This window comes from Mucilaginibacter sp. BGA-UO-ETr-C110, from assembly GCF_059567985.1.
Genome location: NZ_JCAQPB010000002.1, coordinates 2,648,042 through 2,666,645 on the forward strand (window position 1 = coordinate 2,648,042; position 18,604 = coordinate 2,666,645).

11 protein-coding genes are annotated in these 18,604 nt (G+C 45.5%); 1 reads left to right on the forward strand and 10 read right to left on the reverse strand.

From position 1 onward, the window contains the following. Nucleotides 1-261 precede the first annotated feature (261 nt). From AC57BQ_RS11670 to AC57BQ_RS11715, 10 genes are all read right to left on the reverse strand, one after another. On the reverse strand, nt 262-2,454 hold the full coding sequence (locus AC57BQ_RS11670; protein ID WP_496406453.1) for an alpha-galactosidase: 2,193 nt from the start codon (nt 2,452-2,454) through the stop codon (nt 262-264). 144 nt (nt 2,455-2,598) lie between these two features. Further along, the gene (locus AC57BQ_RS11675) at nt 2,599-4,692 is read right to left on the reverse strand and encodes an alpha-galactosidase (protein ID WP_496406454.1); all 2,094 of its coding nucleotides are present in this window, start codon (nt 4,690-4,692) and stop codon (nt 2,599-2,601) included. Between the two features lie 16 nt (nt 4,693-4,708). Beyond that, nucleotides 4,709-7,036, reverse strand: coding sequence for a glycoside hydrolase family 95 protein (locus AC57BQ_RS11680; RefSeq protein ID WP_496406455.1), 2,328 nt, complete (start codon nt 7,034-7,036; stop codon nt 4,709-4,711). A gap of 13 nt (nt 7,037-7,049) precedes the next feature. After that, nucleotides 7,050-8,351 (reverse strand): alpha-L-fucosidase, encoded by a 1,302-nt coding sequence (locus AC57BQ_RS11685; protein ID WP_496406456.1) that lies wholly within the window; start codon nt 8,349-8,351, stop codon nt 7,050-7,052. A gap of 7 nt (nt 8,352-8,358) precedes the next feature. After that, complete coding sequence (locus tag AC57BQ_RS11690) at nt 8,359-10,296, reverse strand: SGNH/GDSL hydrolase family protein (protein ID WP_496406457.1); 1,938 nt, start codon at nt 10,294-10,296, stop codon at nt 8,359-8,361. 271 nt (nt 10,297-10,567) lie between these two features. After that, nucleotides 10,568-12,850 carry a glycoside hydrolase family 95 protein gene (locus AC57BQ_RS11695; protein ID WP_496406458.1) on the reverse strand — a complete coding sequence of 761 codons (2,283 nt, stop codon included), beginning with the start codon at nt 12,848-12,850 and terminating at the stop codon, nt 10,568-10,570. 180 nt (nt 12,851-13,030) lie between these two features. Continuing rightward, nucleotides 13,031-13,462, reverse strand: coding sequence for an L-rhamnose mutarotase (locus AC57BQ_RS11700; RefSeq protein WP_496406459.1), 432 nt, complete (start codon nt 13,460-13,462; stop codon nt 13,031-13,033). Between the two features lie 11 nt (nt 13,463-13,473). Next, entirely contained in the window at nt 13,474-15,129 is a 1,656-nt protein-coding gene (locus tag AC57BQ_RS11705) for a sodium:solute symporter (protein WP_496406460.1), read from the reverse strand. A 142-nt stretch (nt 15,130-15,271) separates the two neighbouring features. After that, on the reverse strand, nt 15,272-16,501 hold the full coding sequence (locus tag AC57BQ_RS11710; RefSeq protein WP_496406461.1) for an enolase C-terminal domain-like protein: 1,230 nt from the start codon (nt 16,499-16,501) through the stop codon (nt 15,272-15,274). Between the two features lie 5 nt (nt 16,502-16,506). Beyond that, nucleotides 16,507-17,304, reverse strand: coding sequence for an SDR family NAD(P)-dependent oxidoreductase (locus tag AC57BQ_RS11715; protein ID WP_496406462.1), 798 nt, complete (start codon nt 17,302-17,304; stop codon nt 16,507-16,509). 347 nt (nt 17,305-17,651) lie between these two features. Here AC57BQ_RS11715 and AC57BQ_RS11720 point away from each other — a divergent pair, with 347 nt between their 5' ends. Further along, entirely contained in the window at nt 17,652-18,554 is a 903-nt protein-coding gene (locus tag AC57BQ_RS11720; protein ID WP_496406463.1) for an AraC family transcriptional regulator, read from the forward strand. The last annotated feature ends 50 nt before the right edge of the window (nt 18,555-18,604 follow it).

Sequence of the window (18,604 nt, forward strand, 5' to 3'; positions counted from 1 at the left end):
GGAAAGTGAAATTTTAATTTGGGGAAGGATGCGGGTAATGAACGCAGGTTACGACTCACCCGGTCTGCGCTTGGCTGGACGACCCTCTCTCCGGCTTCGTCGCAAAGAGGGTTGGGAAAATAAAAAATGTCATTGCGAGGAGGAACGACGAAGCAATCTCCTCGCGTTTATATACGAGGAGATTGCCGCGCTATCGCTCGCAATGACATAGCTTGCAATGATTTTTAAAGCCCTCTCCTTTGAAGAGGGTCGGGTGAGGTTTTACTTCACTTCATCCAGTTCCAGCACTACACTGGTTCTGTTTTTATCTACGTGTGGGTTTACACCTACGTTCATTAAAAAGTCGCCGGTTAATACCAGGTCTTTTTCTATGGACGAATTAGCACCCGGGTAAAGGTTGATCTCTTTTACTGCATATTTTTTCTGCGGATCAAGGCCTTTCAAACGGATAGGCACCGGGGTACCTGTACCGTAACGGTTATTCACCAGGTAGTTAAACATCACCGCTTTTGCTTTGGCATTATCTACATACATGATCGAAGCTGCGTCGTTATCCCAGGGGCTTTGTAAACGGTACTGATCGCCATGCCAGATAGCATCCTTCAGGTTATCATAGCTCTTCAAGGCACCGTGTACATAGCCCAGGTCCTGCTCGCCCAATTTGCTGATCACAATATCAAAGCCCAGTTTACCCATCATGGCCACATCTGTACGGAACTTGAGCGGTTGTTTGCCCCAGTCGGTAACGTGGTTTGAGCTGGTGATGGCTGGGTAGAAATAAGAGTACTCCCACTGGATAAATACGCGCTCCAGCGGATCGGTGTTATCACTTGGCCAAAACTCAGTGAAGTATTTCAGCGCGCCATAATCCACACGACCGCCGCCGCCTGAACACAGCATCAATGGCACTTTTGGATATTTAGCCCGTACACGTTCCAGCACTTTGTATAAGCCACGCACATAATCGGTATACAAATGCGACTGATCTTTTTTCAGATAAGCCGAATACGCGTTATAGATCACCGCGTTACAATCCCATTTGATATAAGCCAGATCGGGATTTTTGGTGAACAGGTTATCTACTACGCCAAATACAAAATCCTGCACCTTTGGATTAGTCAGATCCAGCACCAGTTGGTTACGGAAATATTTTTCGGGACGATTTGGTTGTTTGATTACCCAATCCGGATGTTTCTCGTACAGCTCGCTTTTAGGATTAACCATTTCGGGCTCAATCCAGATACCAAATTTCACACCATTGTTTTGCGCTTCTTTTACTAACCAACTGATGCCGTCGGGCAGTTTTTGTTTGTTCTCCTGCCAGTCGCCCAGACCTGCATGGTCGCCGTTACGCGGATATTTATTGGCAAACCAGCCATCGTCCAGCAAAAACAGGTCGACACCCAGTTTCTTGGTATCTTTTAATAGTTCGGCCAGTTTGGTTTCATTGAAATCAAAATAGGTCGATTCCCAGTTGTTCAGCAGGGTAAGCCTTGAACCTTCGCCATCCACAATTTTGTATTTGCGGGCCCAGCGCTGTAATTTTCTGCTGGCATCGCCTTTACCCTGATCTGAGTAAGTATATACCAAGGCCGGTGTAGCAAACTCTTCGTTCGGTTTTAAGTGATATTCAGCCGCGGCATTGTTGATTCCGGCAATCAGTCGCAGGTTATCAGCAACATCCAACTCAAAGTCGATCTTGAAATTGCCAGACCATTCCAGCGCACCCAACAAAACCTTGCCTTCATCTTCGGTAGCCGGTTTATCTACAGATACTGCGAACATGGATGGCTCGTACAAATTAGTACGGGTACCCAGTTTACTGTCGATAGTTTTGATGCCGTGCGTTAGTTTAGCTTCTTCGGGACGCATTTCTTCTGCCCAGTTGCCATGATATTGTTTCAGCCAAAAGCCACTGCCTTTTAAATTCAGATTAGCCGACGCGAACTTATTTAATACCACCTCGCCTTTTTCATGATGTTTTATCACCGACCATTGTTCGGTCACATCCTCTTTAAAATAGGTTTTATAAAACAGTTTCACCTCAAAATCATAAACAGGATCTTTCAGCGTAATCGTTAATAACGAAATATCATCCGCAACCTTAGTAACCTCATGGCTCACATAAGCCAGGCTGAGGGATTTGTCGCCATTGGCATGGGTTACGGTGATGGCAGGCTCGGCCAGATTTGCGGAGCCTGATGGCGTATAAGCCGAGTTGAGGATGCCGGAGTCATCCTTTTGATTATACATTTTTTGGATACGAGCGTACTCGCCTGTATTGCTCAGTTTGGCGCCAAAGTAAACCATCTTCAGGTTTTTGTCGGCATCGGTTTGCAGCACAAGGGCATTGTGCTGTGTTTCGACCGGGATAGTCACTACCTGGGCAAAACTGCTGCCTGCTGTAAACAGACCACCCACCAGGCATAAGGGCAGTAAATGATTTCGGAACATATTTCTCAATTTATAAGGTTATTTTCAGTGTTATGTGTTTAGTAATTTTATTTGTAGAGACGCATATTTGCGTCTCTCGTATAAAAGACAGCTTTGCATGGTCTGAGACGCAAATATGCGTCTCTACGTAAAAGATCTTGTTGTTTATTTCTTTTCATCAATATCCAATTTATACAAAGCCGCGTCACCGCCATTCAGTTTAAAGCTCAATGTTTCGCCCAGAACGTTGCCCTGCAACAATTCATTTAACTTGTACTCTGCTTTATCGTCCAAGCCCAGGCGTTTGCCATCCATAGCAAAAGTTTTGGGCTCGCTGCCGTAATTGAAAATGGCAATATAGATACTATTTCCAATTTTCTGAGTAAACATTTCGGAGGCATTTTCGCCGGTATTGCCTTCAACGGGTTTAAACGTTTTGCCGTTTTCAATCAGTTTGATCACCTCTGGGTTTTGATACCAGGCTTTGGCCCTGTCGCTCCATTGTCCGTGTACCGAAAAGTCGTCGCCGGTAATTACTGTACCGGTGATCACAGCTGATAAAAATCGGGCACGATTTGCCCCTTCGCTTTCGGTTGACAATACCACGTGATCAGCATCAACATAGTTATATAAAAAGGTTTGCCACCAGCCGTAGCTTACGCTATTGAGCGTGTACTGGGTATCTTTTATGGTTTTAAAAGCATCGCAGGCTATGCGGCGGGTGTGTACATAACGGCCTGTAGCCAGGCTAGGCGAAATAGCGGCATAAATAAGCATCTGGTCGCCTAGTTTATCGGTCAGGTATTCCATGCCTTTGCGGTAAGCCTGCATGCCTGTGGTTACTGTGGGATCATAAAAATGAGTCGACTCGGCTGTGGCATGACCTAAAAAATCGATCTTGATCATTTTAAAACCGCAAGCTTTCAATTTACCTATGGTGAGGTCAATACGTTCGCGGGTGCCGGGATGTGTTGGGTCGATAGCGCGGGCGCCGTCGATATCGTGATAGCCGCTACCTACTTTTGTCCAAATATCACCGAAGGTATAATTGCTGCCGGGAACTTTACGGTTAGGGCCGTCTTTCCAGCCCCAGTCGGTAAAGGGCGCCCAGTATACGCCGGGTTCCAGACCTTTACTTTTGCAGTAATCGGCAAATTCTTTAAGCTTGCTGTAATCACCTTCGGCGCCGCCTTTCACCATAAAATCCCAGTAAGAATCCAGGTCGATAAAAGCGGTTTTACCCGTGCGGAAGCCTGCCAGGCTATCGGCGAAGAAATCGGCTACTTTGGTAGCTTTCTCATAGGTGAGTTTATCCTGCATCACACCCCAGCTGTTCCAGCCTACGGGTGTTGGTTTTGTCCAGTTAAACACATAAGGAGGCTCGGCAATGCGGTTGGCTTTGGCATACTCTTCCATGCCGGTGCGCCAGTCGTCAAAGTAGCCTACCAATATTTTTGGAGATTTAACCACATCCCCGCTGATAGCTCCGTGGGCGATGTTATCACGGGTAACACTGTTTTCGGTATATCCGGCCCAAACCTGGATGGCATTCCCGCTGTCTTTTTTAGCGGTACTGCGGATACCTGTTTTCCATACTTCGTGTTCAATAGAACCGACTACAAAACCAGTGCGACTATCGTTGTTGTATATAGCCCCTACCTCGGCGCTCATGTTTGTGAACGGAGCCACAAAAGGTTTGGCATTATAGCGGATGAAAGTATCGTTATCAAAAGGTACAAAAATGCTGCGTGCATCGCCGTCAACAGCGGCTATATTGCCCGAGAACGGGATGATAGAATTGGTTTGCAGCCCTTTGCCGGAAGCTTCTATCTGAGTGATAAAATACTCGTGATTGGGATAAGTATAAAACACCTGTTTGATAGAGTTAAGACCTTTGCCGCTTAATGTAATGGTGTATTTAAAGCCCTTGCCAAAACCATCGGTAATAGCTGTTTTGGTATAGGTGCGGGATGCATAATCTTTAGTGGAGATGATTTTACCATTAATTGAGATGGAGGCACCTACCTTACTGTATGCCAAATACTTACCCCTGGTTACCGAATACAGGCCGCTTTTCAGGTTATAGATGACAGCGTTACCATCACCATAAGGTATTACGACCTGGTCTGAGGCAGCTTGTTTGCGCACCTGCGCCGAGACTATGTTTACAAATGGCAAAGCCAGTAGTAGTGTTAACACTAAAACCGGCCGGGCTATTTTTGGGATGAATGGGTTTGTTACTATTGCAATAGGCTTCATGTATAGTTTAAATTGTTTAGCTTTTTTGGGCAGTAATATTTTTTATTACCCCGTTTACTTTAACCTTCACGCTGCGCGGATCAGGCGAAGTAATCTTGTAGGTGGTTACTACACCATCCTTCCAGGCAAAATCAACGGTAAAATTTCCGCGGGCTTTGAGGCCTTTAACCGAACCAGATGCTTTCCAGCTATCGGGTATGGCAGGCAGCAGATCGATATAACCAGCGTGGCTTTGGATCAGCATTTCGGCTATGCCTGCAGTAGTGCCAAAGTTACCGTCGATCTGGAACGGCGGACCGGCAGAAAGCAAGTTGGGATAAATCCCCCCGCCCGAGCCATAATTGATATCGGTACGCGTGGTAGGTTTCATGATCTCGGTGTACAGCTTGTAAGCGCGGTTACCATCATGCAGCCTGGCCCAGAACAATAGTTTATAAGCGATTGACCAGCTTGGGCCATCATCACCGCGAACGTTGAGTGTTTTTTTGGCTGCTTCGGCCAGTTCGGGTGTACCATCGGGCGTAATTTCGGAGGCAGGGTAGATACCATACAGATGCGAAATATGGCGATGCTGAGGTTCAGTCTCTTTATAATCTTCCATCCACTCCTGTATGCGGCCGTCTTTGCTGATCACACCTGGAGGCGGGATCTGTTTTAATCTTGCCTGCAGCGTATCGCGGAATGCTTTATCAATTCCCAGGGTCTTAGATGCCGTAATTACATTGGTAAACAACTCGCGCATGATCTGGTTATCAAAAGTAGCGCCGATGCAGATGCTGGCATGACTGCCATCGGGCAGGTAAAAAGCATTTTCGGGCGATGAAGACGGCGCTGTAACCAGGTAGCCGCTTTTAGGATCTTTGATCAGGATGCTGCTATAAAACTGCGCCGAGCCTTTTAAAATGGGATAAATCCTTTTTAAATAAGCTTTATCATTGCTGAAAGCGTAATGATCCCAGATGTTGCTGCACAACCAGCCCGATCCGCCTTTGGTTACACCCCAGGAGGCGCTTTCGCCGGGCTCTGTCCAGCCCCAAACGTTGGTGATCACATGGGCCACCCAGCCATCGGCATTATAGTAAGCTTTGGCTGTACGTTCGCCGGATTTTACCAGGCCGCGTACCAGTTCAACCAAGGGTAAGTTCAGTTCAGATAAATTGGATACCTCTACCGGGAAATGGTTCATCTGTACGTTCACATCCAGGTGGTAGTCGCCGTTCCATGGAGTATGCACCTGGTTGGCCCAAAGCCCCTGCAAGTTTGGTGGTAACAGGCCAACACGTGTACTGCTGATACTTAAATATCTGCCGAACTGGAAGAATAGCACCGGAAGATCTTTGTGTTTGCCTGGTTCTTTATGAAAACTGATCAACTGCTGATCGGTAGTTTCGGTACTTTCCGGCGATCCTAAATTGATATCAACCCGATTAAACAGTTTTTGATAGTTGACGATATGCTGTTGTTTCTGCGCGGCATAAGGCTTTTTTATAGCAGCCTCCAGATCACGTAGGATCCTTTGTTTAAAATCGGGTTTCCTGAAATCGGTAGCTGCTGAGATATAGATAATAACTTCGGTCGCATTTTTCACAACCAGGCTATTTGCAGTACTGCTCAGGGTTCCACCTGTTAATTTGGCTTTTACATTGGCCTGGTATTGCATGCCGTTGCCATCGGTACCATTATCCAAACGTCCTTGCAATTGCAATGTATTACCACTGGTACTTGTGGCCGAGCGTTCGGGACGGGATATATTGATACTGAAATTCAGCTTACCCGGCTTATCAGCCGTTAGCCTGATCATGTCGACATCATCGCCAAAACTGGTAAAGTATTCGCGTTTGTAGGTAACGCCATCAACCTGATAGCTGGTATTGGCTACTGCGGTGTTCAAGGATAATGCTCTTTGGTAATTGGTAACCTGTGCATCTGGTTTACCATAGTCAAACTTCAGGTCCAGATCACCCAAAACCTGGTAGCAGCCCCATCGCGTACCGCCTGAGCCCGGGCCTTTACACACAAAATCTTTATCAATCAGGGCCTGTGCCTCTACATTTTTACCGGCCAATAGTAATTCTTTTATTTGCGGCAATTTTTTATAGGCCTCGTAGTTATTGGCGTCCTGCGGCGAGCCCGACCATAGCGTAATATCATTCAATACGATCTTTTCATCGTTCACGCCACCATCGGGCATCATACCCAGGCGACCGTTGCCCAAAGGCAAAGTTTCTTCCCATACGGCTGCGGGTTTGTCGTAATGTAGTCTCAATGCCTGTTTTTGTGCAAAACTCAGCGTTGAGGTTAATAACAAAATACTTGTTATTGATGTGAGACGTTTGGATATCATTGGTTTTAAATAATTAGGCTTTTACGGGTATTACCGGGATGTCCTGCGCGCTTTTGTTAAGATCCAGAACAATCACTGAGCAATTTTCATCGGGCATAGTAGCTGGCAGATTAATCTGGTAGCTGTTTTTATCCGTTTTAATAATAACAGCATCTCCATTCATAAAATAGGATTTGGTGATCTTAACACCCGGAATGGCAGGAATAGTCAGCACTCCATCTTTACGCTGAAAAACATGCAGGTATATTTTATTGCCCTTACGGGTAGCAGCGTAAACAGCATTCGGGGCATAAGGTCCTCCCTGGGTACTGTAGATACTTTCACCGTATTGTTTTAACCAATCGCCCATTTCCTGCAGGCGTTTTACCTGCCGGGCTTCTATATGGCCATCCATAGCCGGGCCAACATTAAACAACAAGTTGCCATTGCCAGCTGCGGTTGTTACCAACGTCTGGATGCATTGTTTTAATGACTTCATCTGATCGTTCGGTTTCCAGGCCCATTGATTACAAATGGTGATGCAGCTTTCCCAGGGTTCATTCATGTTGATCTCCCCTACGCGCTGCTCCGGAGTCAGAAAGTCCCCTACCGATTCTTCATTCAGCTTTTCGCTGATCTTGCCCAGTCTGTTGTTGACGATCACATTGGCGTCAACGCTTTTGATAAACTGGTATATTTCTTTACCGTCTTCTTTTGTCCATGGTTTTTCCCAGTAGCCATCAAACCAAAGCATAAAGGGTTTGTATTTGGTGATCACTTCCTTCAGCTCATTTTTCATGCGGGTTTTAAAGGCGGTCATATCACCTTTAACATTTTTGGTAGAGTCATAAGGGTTGTGGATCGGATAATCAGGATCATCCCAGTCTAACACCGTAAAATAGATGCAAAAGGTTACGCCTTGTTTTTTACAGGCTTGGGCCAGCTCGCCCACGATATCTCTTTTAAATGGCGAATTGGATATGTTATAATCTGAATAAGCGGTTGGCCATAAACAAAAGCCATCATGATGTTTGGCGGTGATGGTGAGATATTTCATACCGGCATCTTTGGCGGTTTTTACCCAGGCATCAGCATTAAACAATTTCGGGTCGAACTCATGGTACAGGTTGTCATAATCAGCCTGCGCTACTTCTTTGTTGCGACTCCAGCCAATTTCGGTACCACGTTGGGTTACCGGGCCAAAATGAATGAACATACCAAAACGTTTGTCCATAAACTGATCCATAACCACTTTGGGTGTTTTAACCTCCTGGGCAAATACAGTGCAAATGCTTAATGCCAGGGCCAGTATCAACCCCCCTTTTTTCTTCATCATATCAAGTTTATTTGTTGTTTACCAAAAAATGAACGATCCGGCAAGCATGCCCTTTACTTGAACTGTTCTTTTTATCGCTGATCTTAATTTTAAGCACATGGTTACCATTGCTCAAATTATCGCCCAGTATATGATAAATGGGCAGGTGAAGCCAGCTGCTCCACTCTGTGAACAGATCCTTATCTTTATATGGGCTGTTGTCAACCGCGTAAGATATGGTACCTGCATCACCACCGGCTACAATGGCAATACCTACCGCGTTACCTTTAAATGGCAAGGAAAGCTCTGAACCAGGCTCATCGGCATTCAGTACCGGCACATGCACAAAACCATCACGGGTTGAAAGACCGTCCTTCGGACTCCAATCGGGTGTGATCTGCCATCCTTTACCCAGTTTGGCATTTGTCAGATCGTAATAGCTGCCGTTTTCATAGCGGGCCTTATCAATAACCGATGGCATAGTGATCTTAAACGGTGCTTTGTATTTATCCTCCACACATTCCTGTAATAGTGTTCTGATCGTGGCGAAGTAAAGTTCCTGCCCATAATGTGCCGGGTGGATATCTTTAAAATCATCCGCCCAGGTGAGTTCTTTATTTTTGATCTTGTCGTTCACTTCCAGCGCCAGGTTTACATAGGGCAGGTTATAGTGTTTAGCTATCAGTTCGTGGTTCAGCAGTTCGGGCGATACTTTGCCTTTAGCGTAGTTCTCCATTTTTTGAGGATCGACAAAAGCCATTAGGATCACATCAGCATACGGGTTGGCGTTGCGGGCGTGCCTCACAATACCTTCTAAAGCGCGTACCTGGGTGGTGCTGTCGGTACCACGATCATTCACGGCAGCTTCTAAAAACAGCAGATCGGTTTTGCCCGAATCCAGGATATCGCGCTGTACGCGGAAAGCATGCGGCAAACTGCCTAACGAAGGTATACCGGCGGCTATAAAATGAAAATCGGTTTCCGGATAGGTCTCTTTTAAATACCGGCAGATCTTATCGCGCCAGCCGGGGTTAAAGGTGATCGATCCGCCTAAAAACGAAACTGTGGCTTTCTTTTTAACCGTAACCGCGTAGTAAAAGTTATTGAGCTTGCTGGCCGGGTTCACATAATTGCTGTATGGCAGCGCATTTTTTACAGGGTATGAGTTGTTGTAGATAAAATCGGCATAATAATCGGGGCGGTCAATTTTAACATGGTGCCCTTGCAGTTCTACCGGTCCCTGGGTTATGGGTTGAATGCTCACCGGGCCACCCAAAGCCAGGTAGTTTTTGGCAAAGGGATAAGTATTTTCATCCGGTGGCACCAGTTTATCGTTCAGGCCGATTGTATGTAATACCGGCACCCGGAATGAGGCCAGTCCTTCCAGGTTGTCTATAGGATTATCTTTATAAGCCAGTGCTTGCTCTTCGGTAAAGTGGTAGACTTCTTTTAACTCTTTCCAGCTATTGGCATCACCCGGACCTTTACCCTTACCACCGGGCCAGCTCTTGAAATCGCAAACCGGGGTTTCGCCATAAATACAGCTTACCTTATCGGGATTGCGCTTGGCCCAGCCGTACACATAAAGACCGCCACGACTCACCGCTTCGAGCGCTACTTTGTGGGCAAATGATTGTTTTTCGGTTAAATAGGTATAGAATTTATCCCAAACCTGCAAGGCCTGCGGATTGCCGTATTGATTATCGACATTGACAAAGGCAACGTAAAAGCCCCTGGTAAGCAATATGCTGTCAATTTCGGTATGCCAGTCCGGGAAGGAGGCGCGCCATACCCAGGGATTACCGGGCAGTGGGTGCGCGGGTTTTACATAATAGGCGTCGTGCCCGTCAATTGTCACGGTTGTTTTTTCAAAACCCTTCCAAAGGGTATTTTTATCCTGGGCTTTTACCGGTAAGAAAGCGCCGAACGATATCGTTAAAATAAATAAGTATTTAAATTTTATCATGCCTTGTATCTCTGTTATAATGGTTTTGCCGGAAGGCTTCTTACTGGTTTGGTAAATGTATTGGCTAATTGTATCTCAAAAAATGGATAAATCTTTGAAATAGATGGACAATCCCCTCGAAATACCCTCCGCAGGCGACTCACCCCGTCTGCGCTTCTTTCCCACACGTCATTGCGAGGTACGAAGCAATCCCCGATAAGCAGGTTCGCTCTGTATAGCATAGAGATTGCTTCGTACCTCGCAATGACGTTGTTTTTTAGACTTATAGCTGTCAGTTCCCCTCAAAATCGTAAACCTTACCTACCAACGTCTTAAAGCTATATGCCATATCACTACCTGCCCCGCCATTTTTTGACACCTCTACGCTGGTTTTTAAAGCATTGGGGCTTTGCAGTTTACATTCACCACCTGCTAAGGATTTAATGCTGAGCTTAACAATTTTGCCGTCTTTCCATTCCATATTCACGATCTCAAAATCGCCGCGGGCACGCAGGCCTTGTACACTACCCGTTAGCCATCCTTTTGGCAATGCCGGTAATAATTGTAATTCGCCGGTTTGGCTTTGCAACAGCATTTCGGTTACCCCGGCTGTGTAGCCAAAGTTCCCATCGATCTGAAACGGCGGATGCGCGCAGAAAAGGTTGGAATATAAACCGCCGCCTTCGTTATAATTCACCCCGGAACCACCTACCAGCGTTATAAAATTATTCAGAATAGTATAGGCATGGTTGCCGTCCTGCAGGCGCGCCCAGAAATTGATTTTCCAGGCCATTGACCAGCCTGTAGATACATCGCCACGGGCCAATAAGCTTACTTTGGCAGCCTTGGCCAGTTCAGGTGTTTTCAGAGTGCTGATGCGGCTACCCGGATGCAGGCCGAACAGGTTTGAAGAATGGCGGTGCGTATCTTTCGGATCATCACGGTCGGTTTCCCATTCCTGCAGTTGACCCCATTTACCAATTTTGGGTTTCAGCAAATGCTCCCGCATATCGGCAACACGGTCGCGGTATGCTTTATCGATACCTAAAACATCAGCTGCTTGAATATAGTTCGTGAACAGGTCGTACACTATTTCCTGGTCGTAGGTTACACCATCTTCGGTAGGACCATGCTCTGGCGACCAGCCCAACGGCGATACCAGCGTTCCGTCGGGGCGGCGTTTCAGGTGATCGTCCCAAAATTCTACCACTTCTTTTAAAATAGGATAGCCAAAGTTTTTAAGATAGGCTTTGTCCTGCGTAAAAGCGTAATGCTCCCAAATGCCCTGCATATACCAGGCACTGCCGGGAGTGTTCCACAAAAAGCTGGAACCGCCATAAATATTATTCTCTGTTTTTACCGTCCAACCACGAACGCCGGGATATTCCTTGCGGGTGCTTTCTTTTTTCACCTCACGCATGCTGTTGATATAGTCAAGGTATGGGAAATGACATTCGGAAAGATTGGTAGGCTCGGCCAGCCAGTAATTCATCTGGATATTGATGTTGGAGTGATAATCGCTTCTCCATGGTGGGTTATTGCTTTCATTCCATAAGCCCTGTAAGTTAGCGGGTAACCCACCTTTACGTGATGAACTAATGAGCAAATACCTGCCGTACTGATATAATAAAGCTTCTAACTGCGGGTCGCCTTTGGTTTTATAAACCGCCAGACGCTTGTAAGTGGGTAAAGCAGCTTGCTCTGCCGGGGTATTCCCCAAATCAATAGCAACCCGGCCAAATAAAGCCTGGTAATCCTGAAGATGAGCCGCTAACAATTGAGTAAAGGTTTTACCCAGAGTAGCCGCAAGCGCTTGTTTTACTTTGATGCCTGGGGCTTCGCCGCGCCAGTGCTGGTCGCGCTGGTTGCTGTAATCGGTAGCCGCTGCCAGCAATACGGTAAAACCATCTGCTTTGCTGATCACCAATTGTGACCCGCCTTTACCATCCGGTTCGGCGTGGGTAGAACCGCCTTCTGTTTTAATGGTTACTTCGCCATCATAGGCTAGGCCATTATCTAACTTGCCGGTAATTTGTAATGTTGTACCATTAGCGGTAACCACTGAGTTATGAGCATCTTTTAATTTAATAGTGGCTGAATAGGCGCCTTTTTTATCAGCGCCAAAATGTAGCACCATCACCTTGCCAGGAAAGCTGCAAAAATACTCCCGTTTGTAAGCTACGCCAGCATCGGTATAGCTGATCTGCTGTACCGCCTTACTGATATCCAACTCACGGCGATAATTTGCGGGTATTTTTTGGGTAGAATCTTTACCCTTAAAATCGATGTACAGATCGCCAAAAGCCTGGTAAGCACCGGTTTCGTTTTCGTCGCCTGTCCATAAACTGATCTCGTTGAACTGGATATGTTCCTGGGCCAATCCGCCAAATACCATACCACCAATGCGGCCATTACCTATGGGATAGGCTTCGGTCATCCAGGTTTTAGCGGGTTTATCATCCCAAACCACCAAACTTTTTTGATGTAGGCCGGGGTTTACCTGTTGGGCACCTGCGGTAAATACCCATACGGTTTGCGTTAAAAAAAGCGAAAAACAAGCAATCTTTTTAATCATCAGAAACGAAAATTTATGTGTTTAATTGGTTTTTATTGCTTGCTCCGGTATTCATACCGTATTCTATCTCCAAAAGCACCCAGATGTAGCAATCGGGGCTAAAAATATAAATTAAATGTAATACTTACAGTTTTAATTTAAACACATATGATATTTGTTACATTTTACCGGATATCATGATCAATCGGTATGGAAAACCTCTTCCATATTTTGCCATATTTTTTGCTGGGCGGCCGCTTCGGGCAATGGATTTTGTGTGGGATTAGTTTCTTTCCACCAGCGTTGGGTGGTGGTATCGGCAGCCATCCGGGCCATATCTTTGTTGAAATCAGTCCCTGCATATTCAAAATAACTGAACAGAAAATATTTGCCCTCTATTTTTTGAATGTAGATAGAGTAGTTGCGGATATGGCACTCTTTAATCTTTTTTAATACCCCCGGCCAGGCTGCGGCATGCAGTTTTTTATAGTAAGCCAGCTTTTCGGGCTTTAGGCCGGTAACCATGCCAAAGCGCTTTACTTTGACGGTATCGACTGCTGATTGTTGTGCTTGCTGATGATTACACGCGGTGAAAGCCAGCAGACAGATGATTACTATACAGAACTTTTTCATATACATCAACGTTATCTAAAAATGTAAAAAAGCACCACCATAATGAGTACCAGCAATACCGAGAGCACTTTGTAATTCCCTAAACCGCTCCATGCCGGGCCGCGCAGAGGCTCCCAGGGCGATCGCCAGTAGAGCGTCGAACTTTCTTTGGTATGCTGTACCGGATAGGCATAGGATAGCGTTACCTGTATCAGCACACAGACCACAAAAAGGTAAAAAGCCATCATCATAAATGGTATCTGCCCTATCACCGTATCCGGAAATAACTTATTCATCGCGAATACGATCACCCCAATAGCCGAACCTATCCATAAAGTATATTTAGCTGATACCGCCGATGCCTTTTTCCAGAATACTCCCAGCAGGAACACGCAGGTTATGGGTGGCGCTATATGCGCAATGATATCATTCAAGCCGTCGAAAATACTACCATAGCGGTTAAGCAGGGGCAGCAATGCCAGCGATAAAACCAGCGATACTCCGGCAGCTATTTTACCCACTTTCACCAAACCTGCATCCTGGGCATCGGGCTTATAGCGTTTATAAATATCGTAGCTCACAATGGTGGAGATGGAGTTCAAGGCACCCGAGATCTGGCTCATTAAGCCGGACAATAAGGCAGCAACCAACACCCCTATCAATCCCTGCGGTATCAACTGCGTGATCATGAGGGTGTAGATCCCTTTGCTGTCCACTACTTCTTTCCCGCCAACAACCGATTTTAATGCCGAAATATCCAGGTGGCCGCTTTGGGCCAGGGTGTAAGCAAACAAGCCGGGCATTACAAAAATAAAAACGGGTAATATTTTAATAAAGCCGCAAAATAAAGGTCCTACTCGGGCATGGTTCTCGTCCTTGGCACCCAATACTCGTTGCACAATGGTTTGATCGGCGCACCAATACCAGATCCCTAATACCGGATAGCCTAAAAATACGGCGTACCAGGGCATCCCGCTTGGATCGCCATGAGGGCGAAGCATCGAGAGTTTGTTCAGTTCGCCGGTATGTTTTAATACATCAACCATGGGTTCCCAACCACCCATTTTATTGTACGCGGCCACACTCATGATAATAGCGCCGCCTAAAAGCACCAAAGTTTGGATAGATTCGGTTACCACTACGGCGGTTAAACCGCCAACAATCGTATAAATAGTGGTAATAATGGAGATAACAATAACGCTGGTATACATATCAACCCCAAAAAGCGTATGCAGCACCACCCCACCGGCCAGTAAGGAAAACGCAATATGAATAAGCACCGCGGATACCACCGATATAATTGCCAGCCAATCGCGACTGGCACGATCATATCTTTTCTCCAGGAAATCAGGCAGCGTAGCCACGCCAGATTTAATATAGAATGGTGCGAAGAACAAAGCCAGCAAAATGAGTGTAAAGGCCGCCATCCACTCAAAATCGCCATTAAGCAGCCCTTTATCAAAGCCGCTTTGGGCCAGGCTCACCAAATGCACGCATGATATATTGGTAGCGAACAGCGCCAAACCGATCATGGGCCAGCGTAGTTTTTTACCCGCCAGAAAGTACTCCCCCGCCTCGTTATTGTTATTCCGGGTTTTACGCTGATGACGGATGCCCGACCATAGCCCTATAATAAAAATAAAGGCGATGTATAAGGCACTGATAACTAAATCGGGGGTGTGGATCATGGTTTTTTGTTTAGAATCAAGAGTTAAGAATCAAGAGTTAAGACAAAATTTTGTTACTTTATCAATCCTCTTATGATTCTCATATCTTGATTTTACATTCTTGATTTTTCTTTTCTTGATTCTTGTCTCTTGATTCTTGATTCTATCCCAACGCTATCAGATCGCAACTACTGCCGGGCTCCTGCGGAGTGATGTATACACCGTTGCTGATATGCACCGGGTTTACAAAATGCTGCTGCAAATGCGGTATGTGTTCTAAAAACAAAGCCTCGTGCCCCATCGAAATATGGTTGAACAATACCAGGTGTTGATGCAGCTGCCCCATATCGCCTACGTGTGGCACTACCGGTACACCATACTTTTTACATAACAGGCTTACCGTAATAAATTCGCTTACCCCACCTACACGCACCGCATCAACCTGGATAAAGGAGGCGCAACCGGTTTGCAGGTAGTTTTTAAAGATGATCTTATTGGGCACATGCTCACCCAGGGCCAGTTTTACCGGGGCTACAGCATCGGCCAGGGTTTTATGGGCCAGTACATCATCCGGATGAGTTGGCTCCTCTACCCAGTAAGGGTTCATGCTTTTGAATTTATTACAGATAGATATAGCCTGCGGCAGATTCCATTGCTGGTTGGCATCCAACATTACTTTTACACTGTCACCCGCCACTTCGCGCACGATGTGTGCCCTGCGGATATCCCTTTCCGGATCAACAGAACCTACTTTAAGCTTCATGGCCGTAAAACCTTCTTCCAGCGCTTTTTTACAATTTTCACGCACTTTTTCGTCGGAATAATTGAACCAGCCAATAGAAGTATCATAGCCCGGATAGCCTGTTTGCAAAATATTTTCCCGTTGAACGCTGGTTGACCTTTGATCCGCCAGCATTTGGATGGCCTGCGCGTGGGTCAATTCATCTTCGAGGTACGAAAGATCAAGCGTGGCCACGATTTGTTCGGGTGAAAGATCAGTCAGTAATTTCCATAAGGGTACACCTCTCTTTTTGGCCCAAAGATCATAACAGGCATTGGTAACCGAAGCCAGAGCCAGGTGCACCACACCCTTATGCGGCCCCAGCCACCGGAATTGCTGATCATTAGACAATTGATTAAACAGGCGACCAAAATCGGCCATGGTTTCTTCAATATCTTTACCCACCAGTTTGCTGGCATAATAGTGGGCTGCTTTGCAAACCAGGTCGTTGCCTTCGCCAAGGGTAAAGGCAAAGCCGGTGCCTGTTAGTCCGCTATCATCAAACAAACGGGTTACCGCGTAGGAATAAACCGGATTGGTATGTATGGCATCACTTCCGGCGCTACCGTCAAGAGCATAGCGTACGTCGTCAACTTGGATATTCTTTATCATGTATTTCAGATCTGATTTAATGGGTTTGATGGATTAATAACACGACGATAGCCTAATTCGGCCCCACCGCTGACGGGTAAAATACAGCCTGTAATAAAACGGGCCTGTTCAGATACCAGGAACAAACAGGCATCGGCCACTACATCACCTTCTGGGCAATACCCTAAAGCGTGTATGCCATCCAGATAATTTTCAATAGTGAGCGGATCGGGTTGTTGCTGGCTCCAGCTGCGTAACATGGGCGTCCATACACCCGCCGGGGAAACCGCGTTCACCCGGATACCAAAAGGTGCATAATCAAGCGCCATTGATTTAGTAAGCGCGTTAACGGCTCCCTTGGTGGCGCTATAAGCTGCATGGATCTCCTGTCCTATCTCCCCAACAAGACTGCTGGTATTCAAAATATTTCCCTTAGTTTTTTTGAGCTCATCAATACCAAAGCGGGTGGTGTTATAAATACCTTTTACATTCACGTCAAATAGTCTATCCCACTCTTCGGCAGTAGTTTCATGTACGGCTTTGGAGGGATTCGATATACCGGCATTATTATGGATCACATCAATGTTACCAAAAACAGTTACTGTTTCGGCAATGGCTCTTTGCATGTCGCCGGCTATAGAAACATCTGCTTTTATAAACAATATCCCGCCTGCCGGCAATTTTGCCTTTGCTTCCAAAATACTGGTTTCATTATTGGAGATGATGCTCAACCGGGCTCCGGCAGCGCTGTATACTTTGGCGCATTCTAAACCAATACCCTCGGTACCACCGGTCAAAAAAATCACTTTGTTTTTGAGTAACATATATTTTTATAGTTAAAATCAAGGAATCGCATCAGCTACTTAGTGTGTAGCTTTCAATACGGCATCTCCTTAAAATTTATTTACAGTCCGGTTAAATTGGTGCTTACAGAACAATTCAAAAGTAAAGCCCTGCGCTATTGTTTATAATAGGTAAAACATTTTTTTTAATGGATTATTCAACTAAAAATGAGTTAATAAGTGTTGGATATTGGCAAAATGCTGTCACTAGTTTACAATATGCCTTAAATGATTGTATTTGCAGATTGTTTTATCTATAATAGCATCATATATTACAAGCAAATCCTTTAATGATGTAATATTCCATTATAAAACCAATTGTCACCTTCATGAACAGCAGCTTAAAAAGACGGGATGGCTTTATAGGAGAAAAGCTTTTGGCTATTCCGCAAAAAATACTGAGGCAGGCTAAAGATAAAAACCCCGAGCTTTTCCGTATTTATATTACCTATATGGGCTATTTTCCAAAAGCGGCCGCGCATTACCGCGAGCGCCGTAAGGGCTGTGAAGATAACATCCTCATTTATTGTCTGCAGGGAAAGGGTCACTATATATTGGACAATAAGCGCTATGAGGTAACATCAAACCAGTTCATCATTATACCTGCTACGGATAAGTACATCCGCTACTGGGCCGACAAGGACGATCCCTGGACAATTTATTGGGTACATTATACAGGTGATAACATCCACGCTCTTAATCAATCACTCAACCTGAATATCAACAAAGGACCAATACCCATACCTTTTAATGAAAAAGCCATAGAGATATGGCAAAACATTTATCAAACATTGGAAATGGGCTACAGCATAGAGAATCTGTGCAACGCCAGTTTTTGCCTGCATCATTTTATAGCTACATTTCTGTTTCCGCAGCGGCATATTCAACATGATAAAGAAGATGAGGGTGATATCATTACTAAAACCGTCAATAATATGCGTGGTAATATCAGTCAAAAACTCACTGTGGAAGATATGGCCACCCGGCATAGTTTATCCGTATCGCATTTCTCCAATATCTTCAGAAAAGCCACCGGTATGCCCCCTATTGACTATTTTATCCACTTAAAAATGCAAAAGGCCTGTCAGCTGCTTTATACTCATGATGATAAAATAAAAACCATAGCCACCACCCTTGGTTATGATGACCCTTATTACTTTTCGCGCATCTTTAAAAAGTACGTTGGCTCATCGCCGGAACAGTATAGGGTTACGGCGAAAAATACGGGGTGATACCTTAGCGATGAGCCCCCTTCATGTCATTGCGAGGAGGTACGACGAAG